Source organism: Marinicella rhabdoformis (genome assembly GCF_009671245.1).
Taxonomy (GTDB): Bacteria; Pseudomonadota; Gammaproteobacteria; order Xanthomonadales; family Marinicellaceae; genus Marinicella; species Marinicella rhabdoformis.
The window spans coordinates 13,696-35,901 of the sequence record NZ_VTFS01000005.1 but is presented as its reverse complement, the minus strand read 5'-3'; the positions used below and the strand labels follow the sequence as shown (position 1 = coordinate 35,901).

Annotated in this window: 23 protein-coding genes and 1 tRNA gene; 16 read left to right on the top strand and 8 right to left on the bottom strand. The window is 42.3% G+C overall.

Translation table 11 applies throughout. The features are described 5' to 3' along the window. The first annotated feature begins 112 nt into the window (after nt 1–112). From sufT to FET73_RS11925, 7 genes are all read left to right on the top strand, one after another. On the top strand, nt 113–661 hold the full coding sequence (gene sufT / locus FET73_RS11955; protein WP_154224338.1) for a putative Fe-S cluster assembly protein SufT: 549 nt from the start codon (nt 113–115) through the stop codon (nt 659–661). A 5-nt stretch (nt 662–666) separates the two neighbouring features. Further along, entirely contained in the window at nt 667–1,473 is an 807-nt protein-coding gene (locus tag FET73_RS11950; RefSeq protein ID WP_154224197.1) for a polysaccharide deacetylase family protein, read from the top strand. Next, nucleotides 1,470–1,991, top strand: coding sequence for a hypothetical protein (locus tag FET73_RS11945; RefSeq protein ID WP_154224196.1), 522 nt, complete (start codon nt 1,470–1,472; stop codon nt 1,989–1,991). The genes FET73_RS11950 and FET73_RS11945 overlap by 4 nt, the downstream gene beginning before the upstream one ends. Before the next feature lie 77 nt (nt 1,992–2,068). Then, complete coding sequence (locus tag FET73_RS11940; RefSeq protein ID WP_154224195.1) at nt 2,069–2,548, top strand: hypothetical protein; 480 nt, start codon at nt 2,069–2,071, stop codon at nt 2,546–2,548. A gap of 85 nt (nt 2,549–2,633) precedes the next feature. Next, a complete protein-coding gene (locus FET73_RS11935; RefSeq protein ID WP_154224194.1) occupies nt 2,634–3,062 on the top strand; it encodes an acyl-CoA thioesterase in 429 nt (142 codons plus the stop codon). A gap of 328 nt (nt 3,063–3,390) precedes the next feature. Further along, nucleotides 3,391–5,475, top strand: a complete 2,085-nt coding sequence (locus FET73_RS11930; RefSeq protein ID WP_154224193.1) for a right-handed parallel beta-helix repeat-containing protein — start codon at nt 3,391–3,393, stop codon at nt 5,473–5,475. 51 nt (nt 5,476–5,526) lie between these two features. Next, entirely contained in the window at nt 5,527–5,871 is a 345-nt protein-coding gene (locus FET73_RS11925) for a PAN/Apple domain-containing protein (protein WP_154224192.1), read from the top strand. Nucleotides 5,872–6,168: 297 nt separating this feature from the next. Here FET73_RS11925 and FET73_RS11920 read toward each other — a convergent pair whose 3' ends face one another. The 4 genes from FET73_RS11920 to FET73_RS11905 all read right to left on the bottom strand — a co-directional run bounded on the left by FET73_RS11920 (nt 6,169) and on the right by FET73_RS11905 (nt 11,120). Continuing rightward, nucleotides 6,169–7,611, bottom strand: a complete 1,443-nt coding sequence (locus FET73_RS11920) for a hypothetical protein (protein WP_154224191.1) — start codon at nt 7,609–7,611, stop codon at nt 6,169–6,171. 101 nt (nt 7,612–7,712) lie between these two features. Beyond that, a complete protein-coding gene (locus FET73_RS11915) occupies nt 7,713–8,102 on the bottom strand; it encodes a hypothetical protein (protein ID WP_154224190.1) in 390 nt (129 codons plus the stop codon). A 7-nt stretch (nt 8,103–8,109) separates the two neighbouring features. Further along, on the bottom strand, nt 8,110–9,537 hold the full coding sequence (locus tag FET73_RS11910; RefSeq protein ID WP_154224189.1) for a leucine-rich repeat domain-containing protein: 1,428 nt from the start codon (nt 9,535–9,537) through the stop codon (nt 8,110–8,112). Nucleotides 9,538–9,791: 254 nt separating this feature from the next. Further along, on the bottom strand, nt 9,792–11,120 hold the full coding sequence (locus FET73_RS11905; RefSeq protein WP_154224188.1) for a hypothetical protein: 1,329 nt from the start codon (nt 11,118–11,120) through the stop codon (nt 9,792–9,794). A 161-nt stretch (nt 11,121–11,281) separates the two neighbouring features. Between FET73_RS11905 and FET73_RS11900 the strand changes: the two genes are divergently transcribed. From FET73_RS11900 to FET73_RS11880, 5 genes are all read left to right on the top strand, one after another. Beyond that, nucleotides 11,282–12,157, top strand: a complete 876-nt coding sequence (locus tag FET73_RS11900) for a winged helix-turn-helix domain-containing protein (protein WP_154224187.1) — start codon at nt 11,282–11,284, stop codon at nt 12,155–12,157. Nucleotides 12,158–12,416: 259 nt separating this feature from the next. Beyond that, the gene (locus FET73_RS11895) at nt 12,417–13,517 is read left to right on the top strand and encodes an efflux RND transporter periplasmic adaptor subunit (RefSeq protein ID WP_218944324.1); all 1,101 of its coding nucleotides are present in this window, start codon (nt 12,417–12,419) and stop codon (nt 13,515–13,517) included. An 11-nt stretch (nt 13,518–13,528) separates the two neighbouring features. Further along, complete coding sequence (locus tag FET73_RS11890; RefSeq protein WP_154224185.1) at nt 13,529–14,212, top strand: ABC transporter ATP-binding protein; 684 nt, start codon at nt 13,529–13,531, stop codon at nt 14,210–14,212. Next, on the top strand, nt 14,202–16,640 hold the full coding sequence (locus FET73_RS11885; RefSeq protein ID WP_154224184.1) for an ABC transporter permease: 2,439 nt from the start codon (nt 14,202–14,204) through the stop codon (nt 16,638–16,640). Before FET73_RS11890 ends, FET73_RS11885 begins: the two co-directional genes overlap by 11 nt. Nucleotides 16,641–16,672: 32 nt before the next feature. Then, nucleotides 16,673–16,969, top strand: coding sequence for a hypothetical protein (locus tag FET73_RS11880; protein WP_154224183.1), 297 nt, complete (start codon nt 16,673–16,675; stop codon nt 16,967–16,969). Between the two features lie 17 nt (nt 16,970–16,986). Here the strand turns inward: FET73_RS11880 and FET73_RS11875 are convergent. The 4 genes from FET73_RS11875 to FET73_RS11860 form a co-directional block, all read right to left on the bottom strand. After that, nucleotides 16,987–17,062 (bottom strand) — tRNA-Thr (locus tag FET73_RS11875). Between the two features lie 314 nt (nt 17,063–17,376). Continuing rightward, entirely contained in the window at nt 17,377–18,006 is a 630-nt protein-coding gene (locus FET73_RS11870; protein ID WP_154224182.1) for a hypothetical protein, read from the bottom strand. Between the two features lie 153 nt (nt 18,007–18,159). Next, nucleotides 18,160–19,035 carry a biotin--[acetyl-CoA-carboxylase] ligase gene (locus tag FET73_RS11865; RefSeq protein ID WP_154224181.1) on the bottom strand — a complete coding sequence of 292 codons (876 nt, stop codon included), beginning with the start codon at nt 19,033–19,035 and terminating at the stop codon, nt 18,160–18,162. Between the two features lie 3 nt (nt 19,036–19,038). Further along, nucleotides 19,039–19,692 (bottom strand): alpha/beta hydrolase, encoded by a 654-nt coding sequence (locus tag FET73_RS11860; RefSeq protein ID WP_154224180.1) that lies wholly within the window; start codon nt 19,690–19,692, stop codon nt 19,039–19,041. 81 nt (nt 19,693–19,773) lie between these two features. Here FET73_RS11860 and lptM point away from each other — a divergent pair, with 81 nt between their 5' ends. From lptM to FET73_RS11840, 4 genes are all read left to right on the top strand, one after another. Beyond that, nucleotides 19,774–19,980, top strand: a complete 207-nt coding sequence (gene lptM, locus FET73_RS11855) for an LPS translocon maturation chaperone LptM (protein WP_154224179.1) — start codon at nt 19,774–19,776, stop codon at nt 19,978–19,980. Next, a complete protein-coding gene (gene dapF / locus FET73_RS11850; protein ID WP_154224178.1) occupies nt 19,967–20,713 on the top strand; it encodes a diaminopimelate epimerase in 747 nt (248 codons plus the stop codon). Before lptM ends, dapF begins: the two co-directional genes overlap by 14 nt. After that, nucleotides 20,710–21,405, top strand: coding sequence for a DUF484 family protein (locus FET73_RS11845; protein ID WP_154224177.1), 696 nt, complete (start codon nt 20,710–20,712; stop codon nt 21,403–21,405). Before dapF ends, FET73_RS11845 begins: the two co-directional genes overlap by 4 nt. Nucleotides 21,406–21,770: 365 nt before the next feature. After that, nucleotides 21,771–22,199, top strand: coding sequence for an ATP synthase subunit I (locus FET73_RS11840; RefSeq protein ID WP_179952261.1), 429 nt, complete (start codon nt 21,771–21,773; stop codon nt 22,197–22,199). Nucleotides 22,200–22,206: the final 7 nt, after the last annotated feature.

The following is a 22,206-nucleotide window of genomic DNA, read 5'->3' as shown; positions in this document are numbered from 1 at the left end:
AATAGCATGATGTGAATCAAATTTATCAAAATCGCAAGCCACTGTGATTGAATCAAACGCATTTGCCTTTCTAATCATGGTAAAATCCGCTGCTTTAAAACGCCAGAATGTCATGTACAGCTTGACCAGTGAACCATTCAAATTAGAACGTGATGTAGAAGCCATCACAGTGCCAACCGGTGAAACAATCGAATTGCCAGCCGGTGTGGTGGGATATATCACCCAGGCCTTGGGTGGCAGTTTCACCATTTTTGTTGATGGCAGTATGTTCATGGTTTTGGGACACAATGCCGATGCCTTAGGCAAAGAACCCTTGCCGACACCAAAGTTACCCGAAAACGCCAACAAAGCCGATGTAGAAGAGGCAGTCTGGAATCAGTTACGCAACGTCTATGACCCTGAAATCCCAGTCGATATAGTCGAGTTAGGATTGGTTTATGAATGTATCGTTGAGCAAGCGGTTGACGGGTTTATTGTCAGCATGGACATGACTTTAACAGCACCTGGTTGTGGTATGGGTGATGTGTTGGTTTCAGATGCTTCGGCCAAAATCAAATTGATTCCCAACATCAAGAAAGTAGATTGCCAGATTGTTTTTGATCCACCTTGGGATTCTTCAATGATGTCTGAAGCGGCGAAATTAGAAACTGGCATGTTATAAGGTCGATGGTTGAAGTACCTATTTTGACTTACCACAGCAACAACGTGCTGGGTAATGCATACCATAACAATGACCATGTCGCTTTGGCAGCTGACCTCAAGCTGATTGAAAAACTAGGGCTTCAAGTAATTTCATTGGATCAATTGATGCAATGGCACCAAGGTCAAGCCGTTGATGTTAACGTTGAGCATGCCGTGGTTTTGACCTGTGATGATGGGTCGTGGTTTGATTACCACGACATTGAACACCCTCATTTTGGATTACAACGCAGTTTTTTCAACATCCTCAAAGACCACCAACAAGCCACTGGCTCAAAAGTTCACATCAGCAGTTTTGTCATCGTTTCACCCGAAGGTCGTGAAGAGTTGGATAAAACCTGTTTGGCGGGCTTGGGTTGGTGGAAAGATGATTGGTGGCAAAAAGCACAAGCATCAGGTGTGATGGCGATTGAAAATCACAGTTGGGACCACAATCACGTCACCTTTCACCGTGATTTCAGTCGGGAAAAATCATTCAGGGAAGTCAATGATGCACCGAGTTGTGACCATCAGTTGCAACAATCTCAAGAATACCTTAATCAAACCCTGAATTTAAAATCGAGGTATTTTGCTTACCCTTATGGTAACTTCAGCGATTACCTTAAAACGCAATATCTGCCCCAAAATGCAGAAAAAATTGGCCTTAAAGCGGCATTCACTACCGAGCCTAGTCATGTCAGCAAAGACAGTGACATTTGGGCGATACCTCGTTATGTTTGTGGTGAGCATTGGCAAAAGATTGATCAACTGGAAGGGATTTTGAAATCATCATGAAATACATACTTTTGGCCTTGGTTTCTGTATTGACGTTGGGTGCAATTTCATTGTTTGTTATCGACTTAATGGACAGCTCATCGGTTGATTCTGAGCAAGAGCCAGCAGAAAAAATTGTGCATCAACTGGAGACCCATGCTGAGACTGTGTCAAAAACAGAGCCAAAAGCTGATATCAAGTCAGAAGAAGGGCGGGTTGTTGAGGTCTGTGGTTCTTTAATTCAAGAATCCATATTAGAATTACAAGAAGGACCGCAAACTTGTCAGCGTCATGAAGACTGTGAGCTTAAATCTGTTGCTCAAGGTTGTGGTACTTTTATTACCAGTAAAGTCAATGGATCAAAAATAGATGATTGGCTGAATAAAAACGCATCATGCGTTGATACCTTAAAAATAAGTTGTTCAATAGCTGCTGATGTTTTCAAATACCAAGCCTTGTGTATTAAAAATCAATGTGAGAAATCAAGGGTCATTGAGCTCAAGGCGGATCCCAAAGAGTTCATCATAAACACCAAATAAACTTCGGTATTTGTAAGCTGTGGAACCTAAACGATGTTTACTTGCCTAATCCCCTGACTGACTTTTGAAGGAATGGAATGAAATACATCGCAATGACTGTACTGGCTTTATTGGGCTTGGTCGCTTTTTCACTGGGCATGTTTGAATTGTTTGATTCGCCAGTTACGATTCTAAAACCAGAACCAGAAGGAAGTATCACTTTTATTGATGAAAAAGCGCTTAATTTAAAAGACTGTAACAGTGAAAAAGGTATTCAAATTAAGCAATTAATGAAACAAAATCACAGTTGCCAATCTCATGCGGATTGTCAGTTGAAGCCTTACGGGGGAGGCTGTGGGAATTATGTCATCAATAATGCAAGCGCTATAAAAATTGATATTTTGAAAAAAGAGTATGATGAATCTTGTTTCTACCAATCAGAAATTGTTTGTAGCATGCCTTATGATCCCTATCAATATGAAGCCATGTGTATTGAAAACGTGTGTCAAAAAGCCAAAATGATCGATCCAGAAACTGAGCTTAAAAAGTACCTAGAGACAGGCATGATGTTCAAATGAAGTTGGAGTTCAAGCAGTTTTAATCGGACTTGTTGGTCGCTTAAATTCATGGCAAGATGCGGCTTTAATAAAATAATCATGAATCATGAGAACCCGCGAAGAATTTGACCAAGCTTTCCCTACCCAAATCACATTACCTGTTCAATGGGGCGACATGGACGCCTTTGGCCATGTTAATAACGTCATGTATTTCCGTTATTTTGAATCTGTTCGCTTGGCTTATTTTGAGTCATTGGAACTGATGAGTCACAAACACCTGGCGCCGATATTGGCAGAAACACAATGTAAATTCCGCAGGCCGCTTTTTTACCCGGATCAAATTACAGTAGGAACAGCCGTGACTGAAATCCATGAATATGGTTTTATGATGCAATACGGTATTTTCAGCAAACAACAACAAACCGCAGCCAGTTTGGGTTCGGGTCGCATTGTTTTGATAGACAAAGCAACCGGTGCCAAAGGTGTGGTTGATGACGTGATGAAACAGCGAATCGAAGATTTAGCTAAAAAATAACTCCCCGAGGCTGCCCAGTTAACAACGCAGCGCAAACCATGACCTTAACCCCACCCGCAGTTGTACGTCCGTGCAGGTGCTTTTGTGCGGCGTTTCATCGAAGGGTTATATTTTTTATTGAGTGACACTTTGCACAGAACCTCTGATGCGGGGCATGGCAGGGGAGCATGTTGCTATAAGACTGGCCTGCAGCTACAAATACATTACCAAATGGCAATGTCATTGGTTCATAAGTCACGGTCTGCAGCCAAAATAATAAAAATATTTGTCAGTCAATCATGCTCACGCTTGTTTATAGGGGTATGACATTAAAAATCAGAGGTGATTTATGAAAAATATTATGACTATGACTATGACTTTGTTACTTTGGGCGGTATCGAGTCCCGCAGCCAACTTTACTGTAGATTCAACTGCAGATGGTAACCCTTGTAACCAAACAGCATGTACCTTAAGGGGCGCCATTCTTGCGGCATTGGCGACACCGGAAGCCGACACCATATCATTTGATATCCCAGCCGACCCCATCAATGAAAACTATTTTTCAGGTGGTTCAGGTGCTTCGGCTTTTCAATATTGGATGATACAACCCACTTCAGAATTACCCAGCCTGATTGACATCACCATTGACGGCTCAACGGCAGGCACATCAACAGCTGGAAACCCAACCATTGTGATTGATGGATCACTGGCAGGAGATCAAAACGCGGGTCCTTATGACACCTTAGATGGGCTCACTTTATTGGAAAACAGCCACATAAAAGCCCTGTCTGTGACCAATTGGTATAATGCCGGAGTCAGGATGGGTTATTTTACCGGCAGTTACGAAGACCATGGTTTTAATAACAAAATCATCAGCTCATGGATAGGATTGAACATGCCCTATGGACAAGCCAGCGCGCCCAATAAATTCGGCATCATTGTCACAACTAACGAAGGTGAAAACAATGTCATCGGTGGTTACATGCCAACTGAGGGCAATGTTATATCAGGAAATTTAGTCAATGGTATTCAGTTTGACTATTATTTGTCCGAAGGGTCTGTTGGTGTTTTTGGTAATAAAATTGGCACCAATCCTGAAGGTGATTTGGCTGTGCCCAATGACACCACAGGTATATTCTTGTCATCAAGGATTCATTCTAATGTGATGATTGGTGCTAACCTTCCTGGGTTGGGTAATTTGATTTCTGGCAATAACATCAATGGCATTCATATCTCTCCAGACCAAGAGCTTAACTTAAAAATTACCAACAACTTGATTGGCACAGACTTGTCAGGCATGGTCGCATTGCCCAATAGAGAAGGTATTGTTTTATCAAGAGGTCGTGATGTGGTTGTAGAAAAAAACATCATATCAGGAAACTCAGGTACTGGTTTGTTGCTATCTACCAGTTCTAATTCACCCTTAAGAAGAGTGGATATCATCAGTAATTTCATCGGGGTGGCAGAAGATGGGGTAACGCCTTTACCCAATCACAGTGCAGGCATACGCGCATCAGGTATTGCCATCGACACCAAGGTGGGCAAACCTGGTGAGGGTAACACCATTGCATACAATCAATGTGGCCCAACCAGCGGGTGTGGTGTATTAATCAGTAATTTCAGCAACAATGTGATTGAGCTGCGCTACAACAGCATCCACAACAATGAAAATGAAGGCATCGACTTAGAGTCTGATGGCTTCACGCCCAATGACCCGGGTGATTTTGATTCGGGCGCCAACCGCTTACAAAACTTTCCAGACATCAACAGTGCTCAACACGACCCCAGCGGTAATCGCATCAATTTGAATTACCAAATCGACAGCCACAATGGTGCCAGTGATTACCCGATAACGGTTGATGTCTATGCCGCTGACAGTGATGGTGAAGAAGGTCAAACCTGGCTGGCCAGCACCACGTTCACAGAGTCTCAATGGCTGGCAGGCAACCCTGTGGCCAGAACCTTATCCGCTGCGGCACCCATCAGTGAAGGTGATGTGATCGTAACCACCGCCACTGAAGGTGGTGGCAGAACTTCTGAGTTTTCACCCGGGTTCACTTTGGCCGGTCAACCTGACTTTTCCATCACCTGCCGCAACACCAAAATCACCACCACATCAGTTTTAAGCTGCACTTTGAATTGTGAAGCCGAAGCGGTTAATGGCTGGGGCGATGAAGTGGGCTTGAGTTGTGATAATCCAGACAGTTCTTGCGGTTTTTCACCATCTGATGAAATCGGCTTCACTCAAGCAGTTGTTCCATTCACCGTTGCCATCAATCATTCAGCCATGGTGCCAGGGATCTATTTAAACGAAGTGGTGGGCGGAGCAGATCTTCAGGTTCCAATAGAACGACAAGAAGTCATCACCATCAATCAACTGGCGGTGGATGACTACATTTTTAACGACGGCTTTGATGGCATCATTTGTCAGTAAAGAGCTACTTTTATGTCAACCCTACCTTTTAACAATACGAGGAGATTCATTATGAAAATCAAAACAATAAATGCAAGCATCATAACTTTGGCTTTGGCTGTTACGACAATGGCCGCTTATGCGATGGAAAAAGACACCATTTACAGCATGCCAGCGGATGCCAAACACGAGCAATACTACCTGCCCAATGAGGCACAGCCCGAAAAAGGTTCAGTTGCAGATGCCGCACAATGCTTAAAAGCCTGCGAAGGTGCTGATGCTTGTGTGGTCTGGACTTTTAAACCAGGCCGCTTTGGCAGTCCCAACTCATGCAAATTATCACCCAAACTGATGCAAGAACAAGGCATTACCACACCTTTCAGTGGTGCTGCATCTGGCGTGATGGAATCACGCTGAATGCTAAAAGCAGCTACTGTCATGCCACAGTAGCTGCACTCAATGTGGGTGCCTATGCGTGTTGTTTAAACGAATGCATGTTCTGATTATTTAGAAAATTTCTTTATCTCTAATCTCTGATGCGGGGCAAGCCCTGCAGCTACGATAAGATCAACTCGTAGCCGCACCCCTTGCGGGTGCCTTTGCGTGATGTTTCAACAAAGGGGTGTTATTACTATTAGGAAAATCACTTTGTATCGATTTCTGTTGTGGTGCAAGGCAGGGACTAGCCCTGCAGCTACAAACCACCGAACAACATTACAAACCAAACTGATCGGCATAAATTAAGTCGGTATTGGCGGGTGCTTCAATGGCACCTGTATCACAACTGGCCGTACCATCATCATCACCATCAAGACTCCTGGGATTGCCATTTTGATCCTCAGTTAAATCAATTCCAGGAGGAACATAACAAAAAGCATCGTCCTCAACGTCCAGTGCTGGCGAGTTTACAGTCGGTTCAAAACCTGGAAAACCATTGTCATAAGTTTTGATGCCACTGAGCATTGGATCTGCCACTTGGTTGTTGTCTAGTGGATCAAAACCACAACTACCATCCGAATCGATGTTGTCACCAAGGCCACCCAAAACGCCACCGGTACAGTTATCAGTTTGTTGACCATTGTTGGCTATGATGCTTTTGTAGAAAACCATCAGACCGGTATTAAACAAACGGTTAACTTGAGAACCATCATTGGCTCGGTTGTGAATCAAAGTGCTGGCTCTGATTTGATAATTTGAACCATTGGTGCTGATGGCGCCACCAATGTCCGCTTCATTGAATGCCAATGTGCTGTTGGTGATTTCTATGGTTGAATTGTTGGAGGCAAAGCTGAACATGGCACCGCCGTTATTGGCTGCTGTATTAAACATTAAAACGTTGTTAGGCATATTAAAATCTTGCCCGCCTTCTCTTGCACTGAAATACAAAGCACCACCGCTACCGGTAGATTCGTTGGCGATAAACTGATTGCGCCTGAGGGTGATGTCATCACCACCATCACTGATGTACATGGCGCCACCTATACCTGCCATGTTGTCACGAAAAACATTGTCCTCAATTAACATCACCCCAGTCACTGAATTGGTGCCACTGAATGCACCTCCGGAACCCACATCATCAACATCACCGGTTGCGGTATTGTTGATAAATTCATTACGCAGAATTTCAAAATCATCAACCAATGCACCGGTGGCATATATTGCCCCACCGCTGAGTGCTTGGTTGTCTTCAAAAATGGTACCAACAATGGAAACCCGATCACCGCTGTTAATCAAGATTGAACCGCCATTTTCAGTGGCTTCAAAACCGCCCTTTAAGTGTAAATTCGCAATCAGAAATTCATCGTCTGGATCTTCGTTGTACACCTCAAAATGTCGGCTATTTGGTGCTGCAATGATCAAAGGCCTGGGGCCGAGGCCATTGCGCCCGATCAAGGTTGAGCCAAATACAGCGATGCCATTACTGAGTTGAATGGGTCCATCCACATCAATCAAAACCAAATCAAGCAAGTCATCGTCACCCGCATTACAATCATCAAACGCCAAATTAAAATTGGCAGAATTAATCGCATCACGTAAATCACAACCACCATCGCCATTGATAATCAGGTCATCATCACGATCAACATAAATAAGTGCTGCTTGAGCACTGGTTAGCAACACCAATAAGCCGGCTAGGCTTAAAATTAATCTTTTCATTATTGACTCCTGTTTTAGTTATTCTTGGCTTTTAACAATTTAAACGTGAGTTTACTGACATTTAACTTTCAAAGATTCAGGAGTCGAGCGAAATAAACAGCTCACTCAGCCCAACACACCACGCGTATGTCCGCATTTAATTTGTCTTTCAATTGTTGTAAGTATTCAAGATCAAAATGTGCGTATTGATAATCCACATCTGACTGATAAAAATTGATCAATTCATCCAACGACATCCATGAAGGCCGGTTCAAGGCGTCATCATTGTAAAGATCAAGCTGTGTTTCAATGGTTTGTTGGAGTCCAATGCTGAGGTCTTTTGGTAATCCTTTTTCACCTGATTGCTGGTAGTATATGTTGAAGTTGTATTCGCCCCATGAGTCTGGTGCAAAGTTGTATGGTGGTTCTCGGTCAGCCAATTCAATGGCTTTATATAATTGCCAACAGCCTTTATGTTGGTACTCAATAAATGCACAGACAGAAACACTCACAGGTTATTCACTCAAACTCAAGATGAATATCTGAAGCTTCACCTTGTTCTGGACCCAGTAGCAGAAGATATTTGCCGGCAATGGCAACCAGATTTGTACTGAACTCTACTGTTTCACCAGGAGATACCCGATTGACTATAAAACCTTTGATGACCAAATCGTCTCGGTCTTTGGGTCTTTGTTTGATGGGTGTGTCGACAAACAACTTGGCCATGTCCCAAAAGTCTATTTCTGTGGGACTGTAAATGTTCAATGATCCTTGCTTGACCGAAGCTTGACCTCGCATCACAATTTTTCGGTGGTACTGTAACAGATCATCGGTGCTGACCACCGGTAAACGCATCAGTCCATTCAAGTCGTCTATCTTGATTGAGCCAGATACCGTGGGGTTGTTGTGAAGATTGAAATGACTGCTGATATTTTTACCAACGCCATAGGCTTGGCCGCCGGTTTTCTCTGGCAAAGATTCAATGAAGTCACTGTTAGCTAAATACTTTTGTTTGAGGTACTCCGCTTCGGCCAGTTGTAATTCAAGCGGACCATTGGCATGACGGATCTTGCGGTTTATGGGTGCGGATGAATCTGCTAATTTATCTTTAAAGTCGATTGATTTTAAATTTGGCCAATCGGTTAATGCGGTTAAGTCATGCAATGGATTGCCTGATAGACTGATTCGCTTTACGCTGTTAATCGGCGCAACTGTGGTCAAGTCTTGTATGCGGTTATTTTTGACCGATATGGCGACTAACAACGGTGTGTTTTGGTTGTGTTTCCAGCTGGTGAGTTGGTTATCGTCCAGCACCAGTATCTCTAACTGTGGTAATTCAGCATGGATAGCAAAGTGATTGATTTGGTTATGACTTAAGTCCAAGAACTTTAACAGTGGCGCGCTGCGACCAATCTCAACGGTGCTTAACTGGCTGAAATTGATCTTGATTGAAGTCAGTTTGGGTAAGTCCAACAAAGGCTCTAATGAACTGACTGCGCTGTGAACTGTTTTGATTTGTTCTAATTGTTTACAGTTTTGGACACCGTCTAATGTAAGCAATTCATCGCCTGCAATCCCGAGCAATTTGAGCTGGGGAGGACAATCTGACAAGTCGGTTTGTTTGAAGTTTTTAAAATCCAGCGAAGTCAGTTCAGCTAACTGTGACAAACCTTTTAAACTTTTGACGCCTTTGGCTCTGATCGATTGAATGTGTTGACCTGATACGACCACTGAAAACTCACCACTGTGGCCCTTGGGTGGTTCACTCACTTTAAAGTCTTCTGCTGTTAAATCATTGTCTAACAACCATTTGGAGAGGGCTGTTGAGTCCTGTTGAGATAATTTCTTGTCATTTTCCAACCAGGCACTGAGCTGGTTGTTTTGACCACATGAAAACAATTGACCCAATCCAAACACCATGATTAATACCCTGAAAGCTTGCTTCATAAAAAACCCCTCTTTGTAACCTAAAACAAAGCATAGCGCTATTCACTGACAAAAAACAATGAAAAACAATATGGCTGGGGCAAACCCAGCAACTACAGGTTTTAACAAAGCAAACAATAAGCAGCGTCAAACATAAAAAAGAGATTCCCGACGTCTCGGGAATGACATACCTACCGTCACACCCGCGCAGGCGGGTGTCTTTTTTGCGAAGCAAATAACGCACAGCGTGCTGTTAATGCCCAACACATATTAAATTACAAACTCAACTCACAAACAGAATGCTTGCCCATACAGTCAATGTAAATGCTGTGGCTGTCTTTGTTGTAATGCATCGGTTCCAAAGTGTAGGGGTTGGTGTATTGAGAGTGAGCAATCACTTGTTCAACGCTTTTATCTGGGTTCAGTGCAATTTCAATTTGAAGTTTCAGCAAATAAAACATGCCGTTTAAGTCATGGCCGCGTCCAATATAATCATTGTAAGCGGGTAAGGCATAACTGATGAGCAGCTTTCCCATCGGGTTGTAAAGGGTTGTGGGTGACCAAGTGAATGGAGAAGAAAAATCAATCTCTGGCTGATGGCTGTTGGCGTATAGGAAAAAAGAACGTGAATCTAAGTTACTGACCTCTTTGTATTTTTTTGTGCCTTTTGAGTAAGATATATTATGCGTGGCATGTTGTTGATAGAACATATTGTAGAGCGCATCAAGCAGACTGTCATATTCTTCGCTCTCAAATGCAACATCTATAAAGCTCATGCCGTATTTAAACTCATACTCAAAGGTGGTGCCCATATTGATATCAGCTGGGCTGAGCGTTTTAATACTGCTTTGTAGTTGTTTTAACTGTTGCTGACTTAAAGCACCGTGTTTGATGGCTGTGGATAAACTGTCGATATCTGTGTACACCGCAGCGATAGCGATCATTTTTGAGATCAAAAGGTGGCTTTTATTCAGGATCATGCGCCAAAACACCATATCATTGTGCCATTGTGTCAGGTATTCATCACTTGTTAGATTGATATAAGCATCAGTTAAAAACAATTTTTGAAGGTTTAAGGTGGGTCCGTATGCGATCAATGGTGAGTCAAATGACATTTGACGTGCATCACTGAAATCATTGAATCCAAGGAGACTTTGATAGCGTTGTAACTGTGAAAGTAAGCGCTGATCTGTAATGGGATTAATCAATAAATCATTAACCAAGGCGTTCATACAGCCATCATCTGTTCGTGAGCGGCAGCTGTGGTAGGTGTTTATCCAACTGTCATCATGGCCTTTGCCAATCAAATTTTTGTAATCGGCATCTGATAAATAGTCTATGCCAGTTGTCGTGATTTGTTGATTCAAGTGGTCACGTATGGTTTTTGTGGCTTGTAGTAGGCTAGGGCCAGATGCACCATTGATGGCAATGATTGCAGGATAGGCATTGTCCTCACCATAGGGTTGGGCTTTGATGTCTTTGATGGCTTGGACTTCGGGTAACAGTTCTTCATCAAAAACAGATAAATTGATAATGACGGTGAAGGCGAAGAGTAAAAAGGCGAAGCCAAATAGATAAAAGAATGTTTTCTTTATTTTTTTCATGATTGGTTCCAATTGGTTGTTGAACATGCCGTCTATTATGTATGGCAGGTTATTTTAACACCTGATTGAAAGCTGAGTGCCGCCTTTGTGTGGGCTGAGTAAAGGGTGAGCAAAGCCTGAGTGACTGAAAAAAGCCGCACTCAGGTGGTAAACTGTGCCCCATGAATGAAACGGGACAACACAACTATTTTTCTGCCCAGCTGCAGATCAACACACAAACAGGTGAAGTACGCCATGCAACAGGAAATGATGCCAGTGTGCGATTGAGCCCTGTAAACTGTCGTGTGTTGTTGGTGTTGATTCAAAATGCAGGAAAAGCTGTCAGTCGCCAACAGTTATTCGATGCCGTTTGGCCCAATCAAGTGGTCAGCGACGATGCTTTGACCCGGTGTATTTCTGATCTGCGTGCGCAGCTCAAGCCATTGACAGAAGTGACGCCATTGATAGGTACGATTCCTAAGGTCGGGTACCGCTGGTTGTCAGATGTGACTGAGAATCAAACTAACCCCAATGATGACAACGACGGTGACAACAAGTCCATAGGTGAAGCGCCAAACAATGAAAAAGAAAGCTTGTGGTCTCGGCAACTGAAACCGATGCTGTGGGCTTTGGGCTTGTTGTTGCTGTTGGTTTGGAGTTTGATGGCCGGCTTGTATTGGTGGTTTCAGCCAACTGGAACTTCTGTGGTGATCCTGCCCACGCAAAGTGTGAGCCCAGCTATAAATGGTCAGTCGGTAAGCGATGTGGCTCATCACTTGAAGCAAGCCACCAAAGTGCACGACAACATTAATTACCTGTCACAATTCGCTGTCCAATCACACAATGGCAGTCCATTCCCCTATTTCAGTCATGAATTCGGCGTCAGGTGGTTTATAGAGAGCCGCATTGAGCACCAAGCAACTGGACAGCGATTAACGCTCAACTTGATTGATGCAAAAACCGCATTGGTCACTTACAGCCAACAATTCACAATAACGCCAGAAACATCACTTGATGTGCATTGCCAAAGTTTTATTGATTTTGTTGCGGGGCTATAGCCACAGATAAATATAAATTTATCTTGCGAATTATTTACTCACCTTTTGAAGGTGTTTTCCTCAGGTGTTCTCTGTTTGAGCATGACAAACTTTAGCTCAATTTCAAAACTAAGTATGTTGCGCTGTGGACAAGATAAAAGGAAAACCAAAAAATAATTATAGTCCAAAGTATTTGATTGTGTTTGTGTTGGTCGTTTTGATTTATGTTGTGCTAAGAGACCGCCATACAATTCCTGCTTTTGATTTAAGTGATTTGACATTGGATCAAGTAAAAAGAAACGATTTAACTCTGACGGTTAATGGTTATGGTGTTTTAAAACCAGTTACTCAAAATTTAATAACTGCAAAAATTCAAGCCACGGTTAAGCGATTGCACTATAAGACGGGTCAATATGTAGAACCTGATACTGTTATTGCTGAATTAGAAAATATTGATTTGGTACACGAAAGAGATTCAATCGAATTAGAACTTACAACAGCAGAAGCTAATTTAAAAGAGCAAAAGTTAAATCAAAAGCGAGCCTTACTAAAGGAACAGTTTCAAAAGGCACAGCTATTGGCGAAGTATGAATCGGTTAAATACCAAAGAACCGCCACTGAGTCTTTGTTAGTTTCTGGTACCATCTCTAAACTTAATTTTGTCAAACTAGAACTTGAGGAGTCTCAGTTAAAACAACAAGTGTCATTTCATAATCAAAGTTATGAGCAATTAATTGAGCTACAAAAAGAATCTGTTCTAATTCAGAAAGAAAAAATAAAACTCAAAAAGCTTCAGTTGTCAGCGGTAGATAAAAAATTGTCTGAGTTGACAGTTTTGGCAGGTCGTCAAGGTGTTATTCAGGAATTGCCATTGGAGCTTGGACAAACTGTAATGAAAGGAAGCGTCATTGCATTGATTGGTGGGGGTGGCTTAATGGCATCGATACAGGTGGCACAGAGCGACATTCATAAAGTTCAGGAAAACATGTTTGTGACCATAGATACGAGACAAGATGAAATTTCAGGGCTTGTGGCAAGAATAGAGCCTAATGTAATTGACGGCCACGTGACAGTTGAAGTGTTATTACCAGAAAGCTTGCCAAACAGTGCAAGATTAAACCTGAATGTCGATGCATCAATCACCACACAAACTTTAGCGCAGGCTTTATATATAGAAAAACCAATCAATTACAAAGCGCAATCAAGTGGCTATTTATATAAATACCAAGAAGAAACAGGTCAGGCCATCAGGCACAAAATAACCTTTGGTCAAGAAAGTGGCCAATACATCGAGTTGACCCAAGGGGCGTATCAAGGAGATGTTTTCATTACCTCGGGGCTGTCAAAAAATAAAAGTGACACTGTCGTGATTAATAACTAAGTGAGAATGATATGAGTGATGTGATTATTGAATTAAAAAATATTTGTAAAATTTATCAGACAGAAACAATTGAGACCCATGCATTGAATAACATCAATTTAAAAATTTATGCTGGTGACTATGTGTCTCTTTCTGGCCCATCAGGCTGTGGTAAATCAACGTTGTTGTCTATCATGGGTTTGCTTGATGAATTTAATTCAGGACTGTACTCAATAAATGGACAAGATGTATCTGGTTTTAATCATGATCAAGCAGCTGAAATCAGGTGTCAGTACATTGGGTTTGTCTTTCAATCATTTAATTTGATTGACGAATTATCTGTCTTTGAGAATGTGTCGCTACCGCTGACGTATCACCCACAAAAAATGACGAGAGCAGAGGTTAAACACAAGATTGATTCTGTTTTAAGCCAGGTGGGTTTGAGTGGGCGTACACAGCATTTTCCCAATCAATTATCAGGTGGGCAGCAGCAGCGGGTTGCTATAGCCAGGGCTTTAGTTACTGAGCCTTCAATTTTACTGGTTGATGAACCAACTGGTAATTTAGATACGCAGACAAGTATACAAATTATGAATTTGTTACAAGCATTAAATGAAGCAGGAACAACCATATGTTTGGTCACTCATGAACAGCAATATGCCCAGATGGCTTTGACACAACTACAGTTGTTAGACGGAAAAATTGATGGGCATTAAAATATTAGAAAATTTCTTTGGGGGAATCAAATTTGGTATAAGAAGCTTGGCAAGAACTCCTGGATTTTCATTCACGGTTGTACTGACCTTGGGAATTACCTTGGCGATGTTCCTTTGTGTCATAACACTGAATCATTTATTGGTCACACAACCGTTACCATATCCTGAGCAAGGGCGTTTATTTGCTGTAGATCAGGTATATCTGGATGAATCTGGTGCAGAGCAAAAGCGATACTATACATTTCCTTCTATTAAGCATGTGTATAAAAATGCTTTGGTAAAAGGTAAGGCAGCCATGGTTGATTATGCCCAAGACATCATAACTTCACATGAAGAGCAGTCAATGGTGTTCATTAATTACACAACGCCAGAATACGGCAAGATTTTCGGTGTGGCTATGGCTAAAGGCAGGTTTTTATCAGATGCTGAAGGCTTGGCTGAACAGCAGCACAATGTGGTTATCAGTTATGAAACATGGAAAAACCTTTATGATTTAAGGGATGATATTTTAGGAGTAAAAATAAAATTTGCTGGAAAAAAACAGTTCAAAATTGTGGGAGTGGTAGCAGAAAATTTTAATGAACCCCAGTTACATCAAATAGGCAGAAAGACCCATATATGGGTGCCTTGGCAATTCAATTTGGCATTGAATTATTGGGGGTGGAGCAACAATGTCGATTCTGCCCATTTGGTTATGCGAATGAACAGAGCTGAAAGGGATGTTTTGACTGAAAGAATAAGCGAGGACTTAAATAATAAATGGCAATCAGAAGTCGTGGGTGGTTTAGATAATTACTCTAGTTGGCGTACGGCTGTGGTAACACAAAGCCTGAAAGAAAAGATAGTGGGAGACAGTGATCGTGTGGTTTTAATGATACTAGTTGCTGTGGTTGGACTGTTGCTGATTGCTTGTGTGAACATAGTGAATTTGTATTTATCTCGTGTGGCGCAACAACAAAGCAGCTGGGCAATAAGGGCTGTTGTGGGCGCTAAACAGAGCGATCTTTTCAAGCTGGTATTAGTTGAAGCAACGGTATTGGTGCTTTTTTCAACCCTTGTTGGCTTGTTGCTGAGCCATGTGGGTATGGTTTATTTAAAAAATAATTTCGCGATGGTATTGCCAAGAATTGTGGCTTTAAAAATAAATTATGCGACCTTGGCTTCAGCGGTTTTCATTGTTGTGATGTTGGCTTGGGTGTTTTCCAAAGCGGCAGTCAGCATGATAAATTATGACAAACTAAAGTCATATATAGCCAGTGGAAAAGGAGCTGGAATTCAAATACCAACAAAAGTCAGGGGGGTGTTGATAGTCAGTCAAGTCACCTTGGCTTCAAGTTTGATTGTAATTTGTTTGCTTGTTTTTAAAACAAATTATGACCAAGTATTAAAAGACAAAGGGTTTAATGTCAATAATTTAAGCAATGCTTATTTAATATATTCAGATTTTGACGACAGCTCCCCTGAGTTTTTAAAGGCTGAAGCGATGGCTCAAAAAGACAAGCTTTCAAGTCTTCCGATGGTTGAGCTGGTCAGTCAATCTCATTCACCACTACAAAAATTCATAGAAACAAATGTATCTTCATCGTTAACAGGTGAAAATTATCCAATTGCCATCAAAAGAATTGATCACAAGTATATCGACATGGTTGGCCAACATTTGATTGCAGGAGAAAACTTTACATCATCAGATGTTAGAAATAATAATAAAGTGATGCTGGTCAATGAAGCCTTGGCTCAAAAACTTGAAAAAGAGAAGAAAGTTATTGGGTTACAACTCAAGCGGGGTAAAACCAATTATACAGTTAAAGGTGTGGTGAATGATGTCGACTTTCCAAATGAAAAAGCGAAAAAACCAAGGGCTTATTTGATCGCATCTGAGTCTGGTTTCAATTTTGTAATCAAGTTAAAAACTGGAAAAACGCTTTCTAGAAAGCAATTAGTAGAGTCGGTTTCCGGCACCAGTGCTCATGTTGATGTATTTCTCTACGATTCTTTAGAAGCACAATTGGCAAACACCCAGTTTATGCAACTCGTTGGTATAAAACTGGCTATTTACAGTTTAGTGGCCGTTGTTTTAATGGCTGTTATGGGTTTGTTTGGGGTAATTAACTATTCTGTGGTGTTAAGGCAGTATGAGATTGGCGTAAGGCTCGCCATTGGTGGAAAATACAAACACATGTTAGTTATGATAATAAAAGACGTTTTAAGTTATATTCTAAAAGGCTTGGTATTCAGTTGCATCATACTTTTTATGCTTTACATGTATAGTCTAAACTGGGGCGTTATGTCTGGTGTAATTCCTTCTGTTACTTGGTGGCTATCGATATTTTTGATAATGACCGCAGTTATAGCCTTGATTCTGTTGTTGGTCTGTAGATTTTCATTGAGGCGATTTACAAAAAGCCCAATTAAATCATTTGTGAACTGATATTATTGTATGCTTTGTTATTGAGCTGAATTATGGATCAAGCAACATTATGGATATTAGGAATCACTATTTCAGTGCATGTGTTATTGGCCAGTGTGAGCATGTTCTTTTTATACAAAGATCATGACATTGGAACCAGAACTAAAGTTGTTCATGGTTTGTTGGCTTGGCTGGTTCCATTTGTCGGTTGCGCCTTTTCAATCAACAGTATTTTTGGTATTTCAGGAAGTAAAAATCATCAAGCAAGCGTCAATAATGATGCTTATTCAGATGGCGCATACCAAGATTTTGGTTCTGGTAATTCTGGTGGATGTGATGGTGGGGAGTAATAAAGGGAATCAAAAACTGGTGCCGACACCAAGAGTCGAACTCGGGACCTACTGATTACAAGTCAGTTGCTCTACCAACTGAGCTATGTCGGCACGTATGTTTTTGTCTCGTGTGAAACGAGGATGCGAAGTATAGCAAATAATTTTCTTTGTTCAATCCTTTTTTTGTTTTTTCTGAAAATTGTTTGTTTTTTGATATTTGTTTACTGTGCCATTCGGAGTAAACCTAAAACAACCATGGCGTCATGCCGACGCAGGTCGGTATCCAGTGAAAAAAATTTAAAGTGTTAGGCTGGTAAGGACACAAAAGACTGGATTACGGCCTTCGCCGCAATGACGTTTGGGGAAGGCCGTGACGATTGGGTGTTGTGGTGCTTGCGGCTATATTATTGGGGCTGATATATGTTTCAGCTGTTTTGACAGCTGACTTCGTTGCTGCTGATGGTGTCAGTTGCGAGTTCTGGAAGGGCGCCCAGTTGTTCATCGGTGATGCTGTAGTCAAGCCAAAATTCTGGCCATTGTTCAATGCGCACTTCTTTTTGTACTGCGAACCCTTTGCGTGTCAGCTCGGTGATGCGGTTGTCGGCGTTGTATTGTTCTCGATACAAGCCCAGCGACACGGTGTTTTCGTGGTTGCCTGCGGTGACGACGTAATAATCTTTGACTTTGGCAGCGGCCAGTTCACGTCCTTTGGCTAATGCTTCAGCCCGTGTTGGCATGGCGGGTAAATACACCCAGTAACCAGCTTCTTGTGTGGTGGTCAGTTTGCGCACAGATGTTTTCAGCACCAAAGGTGTGATTAACTCTTCAGTCGCTAAAATGCTGGCTTCTGAGTCAAACGGTCCGGCCGAATAACAGATTTGATTCACTGTGGTTGCTGCTGTGTTTTTTGGCGCAGGTTCAAGTGTTCGGATGGGCGCTTTAGGTAATTCGCTCAATAATTTCAGTTTTATGATGCCTGGGTCTGTGGCTGTGAAGCTTTTGTTCTGTGGTGCGCTCAGCTTTTGGCTCCAAACATAGAAGCCAATGTTACTCATCAACAAAATCAAAAAAACATACCTCACGGCGTTCAAATCTCAGGCAATAAAATTTGAATTATACAACTGGAGGCGCTTAGGCAGAGAATTGATTTGTCATTTTTCTGACGCTGAGGCGGTTCTGTGGTGTCAGGTGGCCGTTTTTTCTCTGTTTCAAGATTTGAGTATTTGTGCTTCACCACTGGCAAAGCGCTTCAATTCACCGTTGATGTTGAGTTGGATTTCTCCTTGGTCACTGATGCCAGCATAATCACCTTGGTAGGCACCGGAAGCTGTGTTTAAAGTGAGTTGTTGGCCGTTGAGTGCATCATTTGCTTGCCATGATTCAACAAATGAAGCAAAGCCGTGATTGATGAACTGCTGGTTGTTGTTTTGGATTTGTTTCAGCAGTGTGATGATGTATTCATTGCGGGTGACGTCGCGGGTGTTGAGTGGGATGTTACACACGGGCTGGTCGATTTGAGCGAAATGCTGTGGTCCCAGCTGCCAGTTGATGCCGATGCCTAGGGTGACTTCCGTTTGCTTTTCGCTTTTGGGTTGAACTTCGGTCAAAATGCCTGCAAATTTAACGCCATAGCAATACAAATCATTGGGCCATTTGATGCTGACGGCCGCTTGTGGGTCGAAGGTTTTGATGCTTTGTAGGCAGGCCAAGGCGATGATCAGTGGGTAGCCGGTCATTTTTTGCAGGCCAATGTCCAGTTCAAAGCGCTGCGATAAACATGCTGATAAGCCAAGTGGTGTTGACCATGATTTACCTCTTTGTCCTACACCTGCACTTTGGTGTTCAGCAACCAAGGTGCTGTTTGCTTGAACGTTTTTTTGTGTGGACACTGTGGAAAAGACTGTTTCGATGTTGCTGAAGTCTATTTCGGACTGAATCTGTTCTTTGTTGATGGGTTCTATCGGTCTGAACACATCTAAGCCCAGTGACATCAGTTCGGCTTGTTCGGCCGGATTCAATGAACTGCGGCTTTGACTCCATTGTTGGAATAACTGCTGTTGACGTTTTATTGGGCTTTTGTTCATTAGTTAGACTAACTTGAGGATGAATTGCTTGATGTCTTCCAGTTCATCCATGGACACGCCATGTTGAAGTGGGTAGCTGTGCCAGCTGACATCGAAACCTGACTGTTTTAACTGTTCGGCTGAAGTTTTACCCAAATCAAAAGGCACCACAGGGTCTTGTGTGCCGTGACCGATAAAGCACGGTGTGGTTTTGTTGGTGTCTGTGTGTTCATTTGGCCATTTGTCTTGGATGGGCAGGTAGCATGACAAAGCAACAATACCTGCCAATTTGTGTTTTGTGCGTGTGGCAGTGTGAAGGGTGATGGCACCACCTTGTGAAAAGCCAGCCAAGATGATTTGGTCAGCTTGCCAGCCTTTGGCTATTTGTGCTTCAATCAATTCAAGCACGCTGCTTTCTGATTCACGGATGCCTTGCTCGTCAGGCATTTTGCCAATGTCCATCATCTTGATGTCATACCACGACCGCATTTTCATGCCACCGTTGATGGTTACGGCTTGAATTGGGGCGTGGGGGAATATGAACTCAATGTCAAACTTGGGGTTCTTGAATTGCGGAACCACGGGTTCAAAATCATGGCCGTCAGCGCCCAATCCGTGTAGCCAAATGATCAAGAGTTTGGGGTTGTTGCCTGTTTTAGTTGTGATGAAATCTAACATGGGTATCTAAAGAATTGAATGATGTGCATATTATAAGGTGCGGTATTATAATGTCCAATTTATCTGTTGAGACAGCAAGACATGAACAAAAGAGTCAGTGGTTTACCTGCTTTTGCAATGATGGCCGTGTTATTTACACTGAGTGCCTGTGGTAACAAAGGTGATTTGTACATTCCCAAAGAACCTCAAAACAAAGCCCAGAAAGAAGGTAAGAAAGAAGGTAAGAAACAAGCCAAGATGAAAGCTGAGTCGCCCCGCCCTGAGATCAAGACAGATGATATTCCATAAACTGCATGGTTTGGGCAATGACTTCATGCTGGTTGATGGGCGTGATGGCGTTGCTGTGCCCACTGTTGAGTCGATAAAAAAATGGGCTGACAGGCGTACTGGGGTAGGTTTTGATCAGTTGATTTATTTGCATCAATCAGGTGGTCAGTTGCACTATCGTTTTTTTAATGCAGATGCTACAGAGGCTGAACAATGTGGTAATGGCCAGCGTGCCTTGGCACTGTATTTGTTCAGGAGTGGTTGGAACAGTTGGCCGGTGTCGGTGCATGGACTGGGAGGTGAAGTCACCCTTAACTGTGAGAATGAGGATGAAATAGAAGCTACTTTACAGGGTAAAGTTAAGGTCGAAAACAAAGGCGATGGTGTGGCGGTTGATGTCGGTAACCCACATTGGGTAAAAAAGCATGCTGATTTGAATCAAGTCGATTGGGCTAAATTATCAAAACAAGCCGCATCCTATTTTCCGGAAGGGGTCAATATTGAATTGATGACACAGTTGTCTGATGCAGCGATGCGGATCAGAATCAATGAGCGAGGTGTGGGTGAAACACAAGCCTGTGGCAGTGGCGCATGTGCAGCTGCTTGGGCAGGCCATGTTTTGTATGGCATGACTGAACGCATTGAGGTCGAAATGCCAGGAGGTGCTTTGACCATTGTTTGTGATGTAAATCGTGATAGAATCAGCCTGATTGGTCCGGCACGGCATGTATATCAAGGAGACATAAAGTCATGAGCGACAGCACAAAACAAGTCACTGAGCATGAGGTGATTAACTATTTAAAGGAACATCCCGAATTTTTTATCAACAACCCTGGTTTGTTACAGCAGTTAACTATTGGTAATCCTCAAGGTGATGTGGTCAGTTTGGCGGACCGAAAAATGCTCCAATTACAAACAAAGAACCAGCAGTTGGCAAAACAAATGAAACAATTGATTGCCAATGCCCAGCGATCTGAGGGATTGATGGATCGACTGTTCCAATTGCTTACAGACCTGTCTATGAACGCGCCTAAAGGAGAATTTGTCAGTGCATTGGTGGGGTTTATACAAAAGGATTTTGCCAGTGATTATTTTAAGTTGTACTTGGGCGATATTAAATTAAGTGACGATGAGGTTTGTGTACATTACCATTCAGCCCAGTTAAAAACACTGTTTGCCAGCTTCAATAATAATGACGCACCCTTGGCTGGACGTTTGCCAGCGGTTAAGCTCAAAGCTTTGTTTGGTGATGAGTCGGCTGCGCAATCTGCCATTGTGTTGCCTATTGGTGCAAAAGCAGCACACGGTTTGTTGGCTTTTGGTAGTAAAGATGATCAAAAATTTCATCCAGATCATGCCAGTGATGTGTTGCAAAAATTAGCACAGATATTAGCGGTGTTTTTTGACAGTCAAGCTGTTAACGATGGACAACAAAGTCAGTCTTGAGGTTGGCACAATGAAAAAGAATATACATGAGGTTTGTGGCCATAATTGATAAAGCTTTTCAAAGGTGTTTGTCGAATCAGGCCGAATTCAGTCAGAAAACAATTGTTGGGTAATTCGGGTTATACTACCAAGTCCATTCATAAACAGTTAAATTTACAATCATTGCGAAATTTGTATAACAAACGATCATCCGGGGCGGTGCAGTGGTATTCGGATTAGCTTATATAATCCTTGAAATCAGCGTTATTAGAAATATGACGGTTCTGAGACAAGCTGCCATCTAAGCGTTCTAATTTGTAGTTAAACCGTTGCTTTAACGACATATTGCAATTATAATGCACGCGCTTTTAGCAAAGGCAAAAAGTTTGACAGGTCCGATAGGCCTGAATTTTACAGGTTTGTCAGAGCAGAAAATGACCGCTGAATTATCCTTTAAAGACGTTAAGAAGACTGTGTTCAAAATACCATTTCATCAATTGTTGGTGGGTGCTGTTGTGGCACTGGTGTTTTACTTTGTTTCTGGACAGTCTGCTGCGTATGCCGCCCTATTTGGCGCATTCATCAGCACCATGGGTTCATTGGCATTTGCGTTGAAGGTGTTTTTGTCACCCGTTCGAGATGAACGAGAGATAAAATCACGCATGGTGAAAGGTGAGGCCTACAAAATGGTTACAGTTGCTGCATTGTTTTATGTGGCCATCGTCATGCTCAAACTGCTTATTTTACCTTTGTTTGTTGGATTTATAGCCACCTTTGTGACGTTTTGGGTGGCCTTGTTAACGGCTTTTAAATGAGAGAATT